The sequence below is a fragment of the Streptomyces albus subsp. chlorinus genome, assembly GCF_013302895.1.
Classification (GTDB): domain Bacteria; phylum Actinomycetota; class Actinomycetes; order Streptomycetales; family Streptomycetaceae; genus Streptomyces; species Streptomyces chlorinus.
Genome location: NZ_VJOK01000001.1, coordinates 5253979 through 5266761, shown reverse-complemented (window position 1 = coordinate 5266761; position 12783 = coordinate 5253979). Strand labels below are relative to the sequence as shown.

Below are 12783 nucleotides of genomic sequence, written 5' to 3'. Positions count from 1 at the left end.
GGCGAGCGCGGCCTCCAGTTCGGTACGGGCCCGCTCGGGGTTGTCCGCGGCCAGCGCGAGGACGCCCAGTTCGTGGTGGAAGTAGGCTTCCTCGGCGAGTTCGCCGGAGGTGCGCGCCGCCTCCTGGCCGCAGCGCAGCATCCGCTCCCAGGCACTCCAGCGCAGGCCCGCGGCCAGGACCGGGGCGGCCGTGCGGGCGAGCAGGACGGCGGCGCTGGCGTTGCCGCCCAGGTGGGCGCCGCGCACGGCGGCCAGCAGCGCGTCGGCCTCCTGGGTGACGTCCTCGGCGGTGGCGGAGGGCTGCCCGGCCCACCAGCCGTAGTGCTGGGCGGCGGCGAGCGCCGCTGCCTCGCGGTTCTCCCCGTAGCCGGCCTCGGTGAGCTGGGCGGCGACGCCGGCGGCGAGCCGCAGGTGGCCGCCCGCGGGGCTGACCAGTCCGCGGCCGAGCAGTTCGGGCACGGCGTCCTCGGCCTGCGGGTCGCCGGTGAGGGCGGCCAGGTGGGCGGGGTGCGGGAGTTCGCCGTCGAGGGCGAGGGCCAGCCGCAGTGCGCCGCGTCCGGCCTCGGGGAGGGCCGCGGCCAGCAGCGGGGCGAGTGCCATGTCGCCGGGGAGGCCGGGGACGACGGCGCCGCTGCCCTGGAGGCGCAGCAGCGCGCCCGCCTGGACGAAGCGCAGCGCCAGCCCCTCGGAGTCGAACCACAGGCCGGCCGCCCAGTCGGCCTCGTCGTCGGTGAGCTGGCGGTGGACGGCCCGCTCCAGCAGTTCCGTGCAGGCGGTGCGGCTGAGTCCGGCGAGGAAGACCTCCTCGACGCCGGAGTCGGGGGCGGGCGCCGGGGTGTCGGGGGTGGCGGTGAACAGGAAGGCGCACTCGGGGGTGGCCCGCAGCAGTTCGTCGAGGGCCGCTCCGCCGAACTCCAGGTCGTCGACGAGGACGACGGCGCCGATTTCGGCCAGGGCGCCGTCCAGGTCGGCCTTGCCGGGGCGGTGGAGCGCGGCGTGGTGCACGGCGGCGAACAGGTCGTACATCAGGTCGCTGGGGGTGCGGCGGTAGCCGCTGAGGCGGACGACGCCGTCCGGTGCGAGGTGGGCGACGTCCTCGGCCACGGCGTCGAGCAGCGCGCTGCGGCCGGATCCGGCGGGGCCGGTGAGCCGTACGGAGCGGCCGCGGGTGAGCAGTCTCACCAGGCGCTCGCGTTCCTCGTCCCGCTCGATGAGGCTGCCGGGCGGGAGCGCGGCCAGCTTGTCGGTGGTGCTCGCGACGGGCCGCTCGTGCGGGGCGCGCCTGGCGGGGGCGGACCGGCGGTCGCCGGGCGGGCAGGGCTCGACCTCGCTGCCGTCGACCGGGTTGACCGTGACGAGGTACTGGCCGGCGACGAGCTGGACGGCCCTGGCGCCTCCTTGTGCGGGCGTGCCGCCCGCGGGTTCGCCGGCGGGCGTGCTGCCCAGGGCGCCGTCCGTGCGGGCGTCGCCGGTGGGCTCTGACTGGTTCCCGTGCGCCTTGCGGTCGCTGCCGTGCCGTTCCATCGTCATGTCTCCCAAGAACAGGTGACGCGTCCGGCCCCGCCCGTCAGGGTCCGGTCCGGCGCGCACGCTCCATTGTCCAGGAAGCGGACGGGTACGGTGCCGGTACCGGCGGGGTTGTCATGGGTTCGCCAGGATGCCGGGCTGTCCGGGCCCGGCGGGCGGGATCGCGGAGGCGGATGCGGAGGCCGCGACGCCCGCGGGGGCCGTGGCGGCCCGGGTGACCGCGGCGGCCGGTGGCGGCGCGGTGGGCGGGGAAGCGGGTGCGGGAGCCGGGGGGCCGTCCCCCGCGCGTGACTCGATCGCGAGGATCCGGTGCAGCCGGGTGGCGACCAGGACCCGCCGCATCTGCGGGGGCACCTCGCGCAGGACGAGCCTTCTGCCGCAGCGTCCCGCGCGGCGGTGCGCGCCCATGATGACGCCGAGGCCCGTGGCGTCCCACGAGTCCAGCTCGGCGAGGTCGAGCACGAGGTCGCCGTCCCCCGAGTCGACGGCTGCGTGCAGGACCGTACGGGCGTCCGCCGCGCTGCGGACGTCAAGACGACCTCCGACGACCAGCTCGGCGTGGTCGCCCCTGATGTGCATATGTGCTCCCGGAGTGGTGTCCGTGGCGTGTGTCCTTCAACGAGTTGTCCCGTCACGGATGACGGGTGGCGGCGCGGTGGGGTTGCCGTCCGTGTCCCGACCGGTACCGACTTTCACCCGCGCGGGCGAGCGGCGGGCGCCGGCGGTGCGGAGCGGCCGGCCGCGGCTCAGTGCTGGTAGAAGCCCTGGCCGCTCTTGCGTCCGAGGTCGCCGGCGTCGACCATCCGCCGCATCAGCTCCGGCGGGGCGAACTTGCCGTCCTGGGACTCGGTGTAGATGTTCTCCGTGGCGTGCAGCAGGATGTCCACGCCGGTCAGGTCGGCGGTGGCGAGCGGGCCCATGGCGTGCCCGAAGCCGAGCTTGCAGGCGGTGTCGATGTCCTCGGCGGAGGCGACCCCGGACTCGTACAGCTTGGCGGCCTCGACGACGAGCGCCGAGATGAGGCGGGTGGTGACGAAGCCCGCGACATCGCGGTTGACGACGACGCAGGTCTTGCCGACGGACTCGGCGAACCGCCGTGCGGTGGCGAGGGTTTCGTCGCTGGTCTTGTGGCCGCGCACCAGCTCGCACAGCGCCATCATCGGCACCGGCGAGAAGAAGTGGGTGCCCACGACCCGCTCCGGGCGGCCGGTGGCCGCCGCGATCTTGGTGATCGGGATGGCGGAGGTGTTGGACGCCAGGACGGTGTGGTCGCCGACGAGCTTGTCGAGGGCCGCGAAGATCTCCCGCTTGACCTCGATCTTCTCGAACACGGCCTCGACGACGATGTCCGCGCCGGCCGCCGCGTCCAGGTCCGTGGTGGTGGTGATGCGGGCCAGCGCGGCCTCGGCGTCGTCGGCCGCCAGCTTGCCCTTGGAGACGAACTTGTCGTAGGACGCCTTGATCGCGTCGGTGCCGCGGGTGAGCGCCTCGTCCGTCACATCGCGGAGCGTCACGTCCCAGCCCGCCTGGGCGGAGACCTGCGCGATTCCGGAGCCCATGAGTCCGGCTCCGATGACGGCGAGCTTCTTCCCCACGTTCTTCCCCTCACTTCGTCCCGCCGGGCGCCGCGCCCACTGGTGCGGCGTCCCCCGCGCACCCGTAACTGACCGTCCGTTGGGCGGACATTAGCGCTTATCGGCGGGGCATGGGTGGTGAAGAGACACGTATCACGTCTCACATGGCGGACATCACACCCTGGCGTGCCGCACGGTGCGCGCCGCTCAACCCCCGGGCTTCGTCGCGTAGTCGAGAAGCTCGCCGGTGACCAGGGACTCGAAGGCGTCCAGCCTGGCGAGGGCCTCGCGCGCCGCCTGTTCGGGTGGGGTGCCGTCGGCGACGCCGAGCGTGGCGCGGCGGGTCACGAGGTTGACGAGGTTCACCAGTTCGTAGGCGACGAGTTCGGGCATCGGGTCGTCGGGGGCCGCGCCGGTCTCGGCCGCCAGCGTCTCCCGCAGCCGGTCGGCGGTGCGGTGGTGCAGCACCATCAGGCGCGCGACCAGCGCGGGCGACTCCCTCACGACCCGCATGAACTCGTCGAAGCCCGACCGGATGCCCGCGTACAGGTTCCGCTCGGCGATGTCCTCGCGCAGCCGGCCCAGCACCGCGTCGGCCGCGGACTGCCCCGGCCGGCGGTCGCGCACCAGGGCGGCCGCGCGGTCGACCATCTCCTCCTCCCGGTCGAAGAAGAGGTCCTCCTTGGCGGGGAAGTAGTTGTAAACGGTGTTGACCGAGACGTCGGCGGCCTCGGCGATCTCGGCGATGGTGACCGCGTCGAAACCGCGCGCCATGAACAGACCTGTGGCGATGTCGGAGATCCGCTGCCGGGTCTCCCGCTTCTTGCGTTCCCTGCGGCCCTCCGTCGGGGCAGTGCTGGCCATGGGCCCATCGTACGCCGGAATGGAGGCCCTTAATTTTTGGGGAGGTTGCAAATTTTAAGTCCCTCTGTTTTTCTGTCGTCATGCCAGCAGCCATCCACGCCACCGGGCTGACCCGGACCTTCCGCACCCGCGACCGCACGGTCGAAGCCGTACGGGGCATCGACCTGACCGTGGAACAGGGCGAGATCCTCGGCTTCCTCGGTCCCAACGGAGCGGGCAAGACGACCACGCTCCGCATGCTCACCACACTGCTGCCGCCCACCTCGGGCACCGCGGCCGTCGCGGGCCGCGACCTGTCGACGGACCCCGCGGGCGTACGCGCCCGCATCGGCTACGTCGCCCAGTCCGGCGGCACCGACCCCGCCGTCAGCGTCCGCGAGGAACTGACCACCCAGGGCAGGCTCTACCGCCTCACCAGGGCCGAGGCGGAGCGCCGCACGGCCGAACTGGCCCAGGAGATGGACCTGACCGCGCTGCTCGACCGGCCCTGCCGCGCCCTCTCGGGCGGCCGGCGGCGCCGGCTGGACATCGCCATGGCACTGACCCACGACCCCACGCTGCTCTTCCTCGACGAGCCGACGACAGGGCTCGACCCGGGCAGCCGCGCCGACCTGTGGCAGCTGGTGCGACGGCTGCGCGACGAGCGCGGCATGACCGTGTTCCTGACCACCCATTACCTGGACGAGGCCGACGCGCTCGCCGACCGGCTGGTGATCGTGGACGGCGGCCGCGTCGTCGCGCAGGGCACGTCCGCCGAACTGAAGCAGGCGTACGCCGGATCGGCCGACGCCAGTCTCCAGGACGCCTTCATCGCCCTCACCGGACGCCGCACACAGCGCGAACACGAGCAAGCGCCCCTGGCCCTCTGAGGACACGCGCCCGTCCGCCCCAGGCGGCACCTGACCGGACCCGCCGCACCCCACAGAAAGGGACGCCGTGTCCCCCCTGCTCACCGATACCGGCATCCTCGCCGGCCGCTACCTCAGGCAGACCCTGGCCTCCCGCCTCGGGCTGCTGTTCGGACTGCTCCAGCCGCTGCTCTTCCTCGTCTTCTTCGGACCGCTCCTTCAGGACCTCGACCTGGGCGGCGCCGGGGACTCCTGGCAGACGCTGGTGCCCGGACTCCTCGTCCAGCTCGGCCTGTTCTCCTCGGCGTTCGCCGGCTTCACCCTTCTGATCGAGAAGCAGCACGGCGTGGTGGAGCGGATGCGCGTGACCCCCGTCAGCCGGCTCGCACTGCTGCTGGGACGCCTGGTGCGCGACGTCCTCCAGCTGTTCGCGCAGTCCCTGCTGCTGGTCCTGGCCGGCGTCGCCTTCGGGCTGCGCGCGCCGGTGGCCGGGGTGGCGCTCGGCTTCCTCCTCGTGGGCGTGCTGGCCGCCTCCTTGGCCTCGCTCTCCTACGCGCTGGCCATGCGGGTCGGCTCCCCGCAGGAATTCGCGCCCGTCGTCAACTCCCTCAACCTGCCGGCGATGCTCCTGTCGGGCATCCTGCTGCCGATGTCGCTGGCCCCCGCCTGGCTGGACACCGTCTCGCACTTCGTGCCGTTCCGGTACGTCGTGGACGCCGTACGGCACGCCTTCACCGGGCACTACACCGACGGCACCCTCGCTCTCGGGGCGCTCGCCGCGGCGGCGCTGGCCGGCTTCTCGCTGACGCTGGGCACCCAGGTGTTCCGCAGGGCGGCGGCGTAGCGGCGCCCTTCCCCGCGCGGGCGTGCGGGCTACGCTCGCAGCATGGTTAACCTCACGCGGATCTACACCCGTACCGGCGACAAGGGCACCACCGCGCTCGGCGACATGAGCCGCACCGCCAAGACCGACTCCCGCATCGCGGCGTACGCCGACGCCAACGAGGCGAACGCCGCGATCGGGGTCGCGCTGGCACTGGGCGGCCTGGACGAGGAGATCCGCACGGTGCTGCTGCGGGTCCAGAACGACCTGTTCGACGTGGGCGCCGACCTGTCCACACCCGTCGTGGAGGACCCGAAGTACCCGCCGCTGCGGGTCGAGCAGACCTACGTCGACAAGCTGGAGGCCGACTGCGACCGCTTCCTGGAGGGGCTGGAGAAGCTGCGCTCCTTCATCCTCCCGGGCGGCACCCCGGGCGCGGCGCTGCTGCACCAGGCGTGCACCGTCGTCCGGCGCGCCGAGCGCTCCACCTGGGCGGCGCTGGAGGAGCACGGCGAGACGATGAACCCCCTCACGGCCACCTACCTCAACCGCCTCTCCGACCTGCTGTTCATCCTGGCCCGGACCGCCAACAAGGCGGTCGGGGACGTGCTGTGGGTGCCGGGCGGCGAGCGGTGAGCGGGGGCGGCCGGACAGGGGGGCGGCCCGCGCTGCTGATGGACCTGGGCGGGGTCGTGGTCGCCGACAAGCTTCCCGCCGCCGCGGCCAAGTGGGCGGCGCGGCTGGGCATCACGGAGCGGGACGTCGTCACGGCCGTCTACGCGGGCAACGACACCGAGGTCCTCATCGGGCGGATGAGCGGGCCCCAGTGGTGGTCCGTGGTGCGCGAGCGGCTCGGTCTGGACGAGGACGCCGTCGCCGAACTGCGGGCCGACCTGGCCGCGCGGCCCGTGTGGGACCAGGCCCTGCTGGACGCGGTGGCCGCGCTGCGGGGCAGGGCCGCCACCGCGTTCGTCAGCAACGCCTGGCCCGACGCCCGCCCCCAGCTGTCCGAGGTGCTGCCGGCCGCGGACGAGGCCGTGCTCTCCTGCGAGGTCGGCTTCGCCAAGCCCGATCCGCGCATCTACACCTACACACTGGAGCTGCTGGGCGCGGCCCCGGGCGACGCGCTCTTCGTCGACGACGTGCCCGAGAACGTGGCCGCCGCCCGCGCACTGGGCATGGCCGGACATGTGCACACGGACTCCGCCGGGACGCTGGCCGTGCTGGAGACGTTCGCCGCCCGTCTGCCCCGGGCCACCGGTTCCTGAGCCACGGAAGGCGAGTACTGTGCCGGGCATGTCCATACCCTCGGGGGCACAGCCGCAGCAGCCGAACCCACAGCAGCCCACCGCCACCGCCGTGCCCGCGTACCAGTTCAACCCGTACGCGCAGCCGCACACCCCGCCGCCCGGCCCGCCGCGGGGGACTTCCTCAGGCGGCGGGCCCCGCTGGCTGTGGGCCCTGGGCGGAGTGGTGCTCGCCTCCGTCACCTGGGCCGCGACGCTGATGGCCACCGGCGCGCTGGACGGCGACTCCTCCGGCTCCGGCACCCCCGACTACCGGGGCCACCGCTTCCACCACGACATGTGCGACACGGCGAAGCTCTCCTCGTTCCAGGAGAAGTACAAGGTGGAGGAGCCCGACGCCGACCAGCCCGACGGCTACTCCTCGCGGCAGAAGGGCCTGGACGTCTCCAGCTGCAGCCGCACCATGACCGAGCGCGGCGAGACCTCGCGGACGCCCCCGACCACGTATGTGTCCACCCATGTGGAGTGGCACAAGAAGACCGACCCCGCGGGCGAGTTCGCCTCCCAGCAGCGGGTGTGGGAGGACCAGAAGGGCGGCACCTACCAGTACGAGGTCACCCCGGTGGACGGCTTCGGCGACGAGGCGTACCTGGTCAAGGAGCAGCGCGGCGACTCCCTGGGCAGCCTCAAACTGGAGGTGCGCGCCGGGTGGATGACCTACGAGATGAGCTGGAGCTGGTTCGGCGGCGGTGTGGGCGAGGACTTCGAGCCGCCGTCGGCGGCGACCGTCACCGGCTGGATGAAGACGGACACCCGCGCCACGCTGGCCGCCTTGGAGAAGCCGGACAGCAAGGAGGCACCCGGCCGCGACCCGGCGGCCTGACCACGTCCCCGCGGGCGGTCACCCGCGCGTGAGGTGCTCCTCGATCCACGCCACCCCGAACCGCACCAGCTCCGCCGCCTCGAACAGATGGCTGTCGCCGGCGCCGACGGTGCCGCGGCGGCCGATGCCGGAGGCCAGCGCCTCGCGGGCGATGACCGTGAAGGGCCACTCGCCCTCCGGCACGGCCTGTCCGTAGGAGAACGCGCCGTCCTCGGTGTCGATGTCGCGGTAGCGCCGCCACACCCGGCTCCCGTCGGCGTCCAGGACCGGCACCTCGTAGGTCAGGTGGCGCTTTCCGGGCGCCTGGGCGAGGTACTCGGCGTGGTGCAGGAGCGTGAGCGCGTCCAGCGGGGCGCCCAGCAGCAGCACCCGCCCGCCCGCCGCGACGAAGCGGCCGAGCACCCCCTCGGTGCCGTACGGGTGGTCGAGGGGGATGTCGCGGACCAGCTCCTCGGCCCGCGCGCCCAGCGCCACGAAGCTGTCGGGGTGCCGGGTGCGCAGCGCGCCGGGCAGGTGGCGCAGGGCCTCGGGGAGCCGGCCGTTGTCGTGCGTGCCCTCGCTCAGCCCGGGGTCGTACGGCGGCTGTTCGGCCCGCACCGCCTCCTGCCATGCGGCGGGCCAGTCGGCGAAGTCGGACGGCGGCTGGTCGTTCCATCCGCTGTAGGCCAGCAGCGTGCCCTTCTCGCCCACCACCTCCCGCAGTGCCGCGAGAACCGTGAGCGGGCCGCCCGGTACGTACCCGAGCGCCGAGAGCGCGGTGTGGAACATGACGGTGTCACCGGAGCGCAGCCCGAGCGCGGTCAGGTCCCGGACCAGCCGGGTACAGGTCACGGGCCCGGAGGAGCGGGCGAGCAGTGCGCGTTCGTCCATGCGGGGAGGGTACGGGGTGCGGGCCGGGGCCGCCGCCGGTTATTTCCGGACACCCACCGGCAGCCGGCGCCCCTCGCCCGGGGCCTTGCCCGCCGCACCCGCGTCCCCTTTCCGGGCCTCCTCCGGCTTCGCGGTCTCCTCCGGACTCGCGGCCGTCCCGGTGACCTCCGGCTCGCGGGCCGCCGTCCCGGCCCGCACCGCCGTCCCGGCGTCCTTGGGGCGCTGGGGCCAGATCGTGTAACTCACGGCGATCAGCAGGCTGATGACCGCCACCACGCCCATGCGGTTCTGCCACGCGCGCAGCGGCTCGCTCTGCTGGCCGTCCCCGACGTACCAGACGGCGAGCTGGAGCAGCCCCGCGGCGATGGCGGCGGCCCCGACACCCCGCGCGGCCATCTTCCACTCGTGGACCGTGCGCTCAGTCCCGTACCGGGGCGCCTTGTCCGGGCGCGGGCCCCGGCCCAGCAGGTGCGCAGCGTGCCCGTCCGCCCACCTGACCATGTAGTGGCCGTGGGTCGCGGTGAAGCCGATGTAGACGGCGGCGAGCCCGTGCTTCCAGTCGGGTTCGGCACCGTTTCGCAGATCGATGGCCGTGACGACGAGCAGCACGACCTCCAGCAGCGGCTCGCACAGCAGCACGGCCGCCCCCGTACGAGGCATCCGGGCGAGGTAGCGCAGCGCGAGACCGGCCGCGAGCAGCACCCAGAAGCCGATCTCGCAGGCGATGATCAGCGTCACGATCATGGTGAGCGCCCTCCTGGCGTAACCCCTTGCGGGTGGTGGACCGACCCCTCCAGGCTCCCCGGCGCCACCGCCCCCGGGCGTCGTCGGGCGAGATGGTTCGGCGCCCGCCCCACTGCATCTTTCGATGCAGTGGCCCTCGCCCGCACCCGTCCCGGGGCACGAGGCGCCGCACGTGAGAATGGAGCCATGACCTCCCCCGCGGCCACGGCGCCGGCCCGCAGCCCGCGCGCCCTCCCCCGCCCGCACGAGGAGGACGTCCTCATCGCGTTCGCCGGGGGTGCCTGCGGGCTGCTGCTGTGGTTCCTGGACCTGGGCAGCGCCCCGGTCCTGCCCGGGCTGCCCGGCTGGCTGAACCTGGCCGCGCTCGCCGTGATGTGCCTGGCCGCCACACTGCGCCGCGGCTGGCAGCCCTGGGTGCTGTACGTGGGCATCGCGGCACAGGCCCTCGACACGCTGAGCGGCTCCCTGCTGGCGACCATGGTGCTGTTCACCGACCACCTCTACGCGGCGGTGCTCTACGGCTCGGCGCGCTTCTCCCGTGCGGTGCTGCGCGCCTCGGTGGCCGTCACCGCGCTGGTCTCGGTGGGGCTGCTGGTCGCCTACCAGCGGGCGGAGATGCTGCTGCTCATCGCCGCCTGCGCGGGTGTGCTGCTGGTCCCCACCACCACGGGCGAGATGATCCGCAACCATCGCGAGAAGGCCGAGGCCGAGCGGCTTCGGGCCGAACAGACGGCGCTGCTCGCGGAGCTGGACCGCAAGGAGGCCGTCAACGCCGAACGGGCCCGGATGGCCCGGGAGCTGCACGACGTCGTCGCCAACCATCTGTCGGCCATCGCGATCCACTCCACGGCGGCGCTCTCCCTGCGCGGCAGCGACGAGCAGGGCAGCGCCACGCACGAGGCGCTGGGCGTCATCCGGGAGAACAGTGTGCAGGGGCTGGCGGAGATGCGCCGGCTCATCGGGCTGCTGCGCAACGCGGCCGGCGTGGACGAGCCGGCCGCGGCCCCTTCGCTCGACGGGCTCGACGCGCTCCTCGAACGGGCCCGGGCGCTGGCCGGCGACGGCCGCACCTTCACCCTGTCCGACGGCCGGCCGCCCGGCGAACGGCTGCCCGCGCCCGTCGAACTGGCCGCCTACCGCGTCGTGCAGGAAGCGGTCACCAACGCGCTCAAGCACGCGGCCCCGGGACCCGTCGCCGTCGCGCTGCACCGCGACCCGGCGCCCTCGGGCGCCCTGCACATCCGCGTCACCAGTCCGCTGGAGCCCGACGGCGCGCACGGGGGCGCGCCGCGCGCCCCCGGCGCCGGCGCGGGACTGATCGGCATGCGCGAGCGGGCGGAACTGCTGCACGGCGACCTGACGGCGGGCCCGTCCACCGCCGGGGGGCGACGGGTGTGGGAGGTGCACGCCGTGCTCCCCGCCCTGGACGAGACGGCCGTCGCTCCGCCCGCCGCGGCGGGCGAGGCGAGAGCACAGCGCCGCACCGAACCGAGGGAGGCACAACCGTGACAGGCGACCCGGCCCCGGGCACCGGACCGAGCGAGGACCAGCAGGCGCCCCCGGAGCGCATCCGCGTTCTGGTCGCCGAGGACCAGCAGGCCGTACGGGCCGGACTGGTCCTCATCCTCAGGCACGCCGCCGGCATCGAGGTCGTCGGCGAGGCGGGCGACGGCGAGGAGGCCGTGCGGCTCGCGGGCGAACTGGCGCCCGACGTGGTGCTCATGGACATCCAGATGCCCCGCCTCGACGGGGTGACCGCCACCGGACGCATCACCGGCGACCGTCTCGCGGATGTGCTGGTGCTCACCACGTTCGACCACGACGAGTACGTTTTCGGCGCTCTGCGCGCGGGCGCGGCGGGGTTCCTGCTCAAGGACAGCGACGCGGCCACGGTGGTCGACGCGGTCCGCACGGTCGCCCGCGGCGAGGGCATGATCGCGCCCGCGGTGACCCGGCGCCTGATCGCGGAGTTCGCCGGCGGGGGCGGAGGGCGGGTGCCGCGCGCGCCCCAGGAGCCGCCGCCCGGCGTCGGGGCGCTGACGCGCCGGGAGCGCGAGGTCCTCGGCTGTCTCGGTGAGGGCCTGTCGAACGCCGAGATCGCCGCCCGCCTCACCATGGCGGAGGCCACCGTCAAGACCCATGTCAGCAGGCTGCTGGCCAAACTGGAGCTGCGCAGCCGCACCCAGGCCGCCGTGCTCGCACAGGAACTGGGCATCGCGGCGCCCTGATCCTCCTGCCCCCGGGCCGCCCGCCGGCTTCCCGCTCGGCGACGCCCCGCCCGGACGGCGTCGGGTCACGTCCCTCAGGCCGCATCCGTCAGGCCACGTTGACGCGCTGGCCCGGGGGTGCCGCCTCCAGCCAGGCGAGGAAACCCGTGAGGGCGTCCTCGCTCAGGGCCAGCTCCACCCGGATCCGCTCGGGCCCCACGGCGCACGCCAGCACCACGGAGTCGGACAGCAGAGCCAGCTCCTCCTCGCCCTGGGGGGAACGCCGCTCCAGAACGTCGATGGCCCCGCGCACCAGATGGCGGCGGGGCCGGGGGGCATACGAGAAGACGCGGAACCACTCGATGCGGTCTCCGTTGTAGCGGGCGATTCCGTAGGCCCAGCCTTTGCCCTTCGGCTCGACCGCCTCCCCCTCGGAGACCGCCCACCTCAGATTGCAGTCGAACGTTCCACCGGACCGCTGGATGAGCCGCCGGCGCACCCCGAAGGCGAAAAGCCCCGCGACCACCAGCAGGACGACCGCGCCGCACAGCATCAGAGCGAGGACCATCTTCACCGACCTCCTCGCTCTTTCCGGGACCCGCGGGTCGCAAGTCTCTCAAACGCTTCTGTATGGCTTCAGCCGCGGACGGCCCCGGAGAATTCCGGGACCACCCGCGGCTGAGTGTCGTCGTGCGCCGGATGTGACGCGACCAACGTCAGCGAGCGGCCGTCACCGCTCGCAGCCGGACGGCGGCGCGCCGCTCGGCTTCCTCGTCGGCCTGCGACTTGGCCTCCTCCAGCGCGCGCTCCGCCCGCTCGACATCGATCTCGTCGGTCAGTTCCGCGACCTCGGCGAGCAGGGAGAGCTGGTTGTCGGCGAAGGAGATGAACCCGCCGTGCACGGCGGCGACGACGGTGCCCTTGCCGCTCTCACCTGTGGTGCGGATGGTGACCGGGCCGGACTCCAGCACGCCGAGCAGCGGCTGGTGGCCGGGCATGACACCGATATCACCCGACGAGGTGCGCGCGACGACCAGGCTGGCCTCGCCGGACCAGACCTTGCGGTCGGCGGCGACCAACTCGACGTGCAGCTCAGCCACTGTGGCTCCTCAGACTGGGATGGGGAAAGGATAAGGGGTGCGGCGCGGGGGCGGGTACGCGCACCCGCCCCCGCCGCGGAGCACAACCGGCGCACA

12 protein-coding genes and 3 pseudogenes are annotated in these 12783 nt (G+C 73.7%); 7 read left to right on the top strand and 8 right to left on the bottom strand.

Annotated elements, in window-relative coordinates; all coding sequences use genetic code 11:
• The 4 genes and pseudogenes from FM076_RS23160 to FM076_RS23145 all read right to left on the bottom strand — a co-directional run.
• Nucleotides 1-1530 (bottom strand): annotated as a pseudogene (locus FM076_RS23160) (ATP-binding protein); the annotation flags it as partial.
• A 276-nt stretch (nucleotides 1531-1806) separates the two neighbouring features.
• A pseudogene (locus tag FM076_RS34095) lies at nucleotides 1807-2106 on the bottom strand (STAS domain-containing protein); the annotation flags it as partial.
• Nucleotides 2107-2273: 167 nt separating this feature from the next.
• Complete coding sequence (locus FM076_RS23150) at nucleotides 2274-3122, bottom strand: 3-hydroxyacyl-CoA dehydrogenase NAD-binding domain-containing protein (protein ID WP_173872875.1); 849 nt, start codon at nucleotides 3120-3122, stop codon at nucleotides 2274-2276.
• 186 nt (nucleotides 3123-3308) lie between these two features.
• Nucleotides 3309-3965, bottom strand: coding sequence for a TetR/AcrR family transcriptional regulator (locus tag FM076_RS23145; RefSeq protein ID WP_173872874.1), 657 nt, complete (start codon nucleotides 3963-3965; stop codon nucleotides 3309-3311).
• Between the two features lie 80 nt (nucleotides 3966-4045).
• On the opposite strand from FM076_RS23145, the gene FM076_RS23140 reads away from it, so the two are divergent.
• The 5 genes from FM076_RS23140 (at nucleotide 4046) to FM076_RS23120 (ending at nucleotide 7766) form a co-directional block, all read left to right on the top strand.
• The gene (locus tag FM076_RS23140; RefSeq protein WP_173872873.1) at nucleotides 4046-4834 is read left to right on the top strand and encodes an ABC transporter ATP-binding protein; all 789 of its coding nucleotides are present in this window, start codon (nucleotides 4046-4048) and stop codon (nucleotides 4832-4834) included.
• A 67-nt stretch (nucleotides 4835-4901) separates the two neighbouring features.
• A complete protein-coding gene (locus tag FM076_RS23135; RefSeq protein ID WP_173872872.1) occupies nucleotides 4902-5657 on the top strand; it encodes an ABC transporter permease in 756 nt (251 codons plus the stop codon).
• A gap of 42 nt (nucleotides 5658-5699) precedes the next feature.
• Nucleotides 5700-6272 carry a cob(I)yrinic acid a,c-diamide adenosyltransferase gene (locus tag FM076_RS23130; RefSeq protein ID WP_173872871.1) on the top strand — a complete coding sequence of 191 codons (573 nt, stop codon included), beginning with the start codon at nucleotides 5700-5702 and terminating at the stop codon, nucleotides 6270-6272.
• A complete protein-coding gene (locus FM076_RS23125; RefSeq protein WP_345945175.1) occupies nucleotides 6269-6904 on the top strand; it encodes an HAD-IA family hydrolase in 636 nt (211 codons plus the stop codon). Before FM076_RS23130 ends, FM076_RS23125 begins: the two co-directional genes overlap by 4 nt.
• A 28-nt stretch (nucleotides 6905-6932) precedes the next feature.
• Entirely contained in the window at nucleotides 6933-7766 is an 834-nt protein-coding gene (locus FM076_RS23120) for a hypothetical protein (protein WP_243274612.1), read from the top strand.
• A gap of 18 nt (nucleotides 7767-7784) precedes the next feature.
• Here FM076_RS23120 and aac(3) read toward each other — a convergent pair whose 3' ends face one another.
• Entirely contained in the window at nucleotides 7785-8636 is an 852-nt protein-coding gene (gene aac(3) / locus FM076_RS23115; RefSeq protein ID WP_173872869.1) for an aminoglycoside 3-N-acetyltransferase, read from the bottom strand.
• 207 nt (nucleotides 8637-8843) lie between these two features.
• Nucleotides 8844-9380, bottom strand: a pseudogene (locus FM076_RS23110) (hypothetical protein); the annotation flags it as partial.
• Between the two features lie 186 nt (nucleotides 9381-9566).
• Between FM076_RS23110 and FM076_RS23105 the strand changes: the two are divergent.
• Nucleotides 9567-10889, top strand: a complete 1323-nt coding sequence (locus FM076_RS23105) for a sensor histidine kinase (RefSeq protein WP_173872868.1) — start codon at nucleotides 9567-9569, stop codon at nucleotides 10887-10889.
• A gap of 59 nt (nucleotides 10890-10948) precedes the next feature.
• On the top strand, nucleotides 10949-11608 hold the full coding sequence (locus FM076_RS23100) for a response regulator (protein WP_173874947.1): 660 nt from the start codon (nucleotides 10949-10951) through the stop codon (nucleotides 11606-11608).
• A gap of 88 nt (nucleotides 11609-11696) precedes the next feature.
• Here the strand turns inward: FM076_RS23100 and FM076_RS23095 are convergent, their stop codons facing one another.
• A complete protein-coding gene (locus FM076_RS23095) occupies nucleotides 11697-12155 on the bottom strand; it encodes a DUF2550 domain-containing protein (protein WP_173872867.1) in 459 nt (152 codons plus the stop codon).
• Nucleotides 12156-12303: 148 nt separating this feature from the next.
• Nucleotides 12304-12687 carry a F0F1 ATP synthase subunit epsilon gene (locus FM076_RS23090; RefSeq protein WP_173872866.1) on the bottom strand — a complete coding sequence of 128 codons (384 nt, stop codon included), beginning with the start codon at nucleotides 12685-12687 and terminating at the stop codon, nucleotides 12304-12306.
• Between the last annotated feature and the right edge of the window lie 96 nt (nucleotides 12688-12783).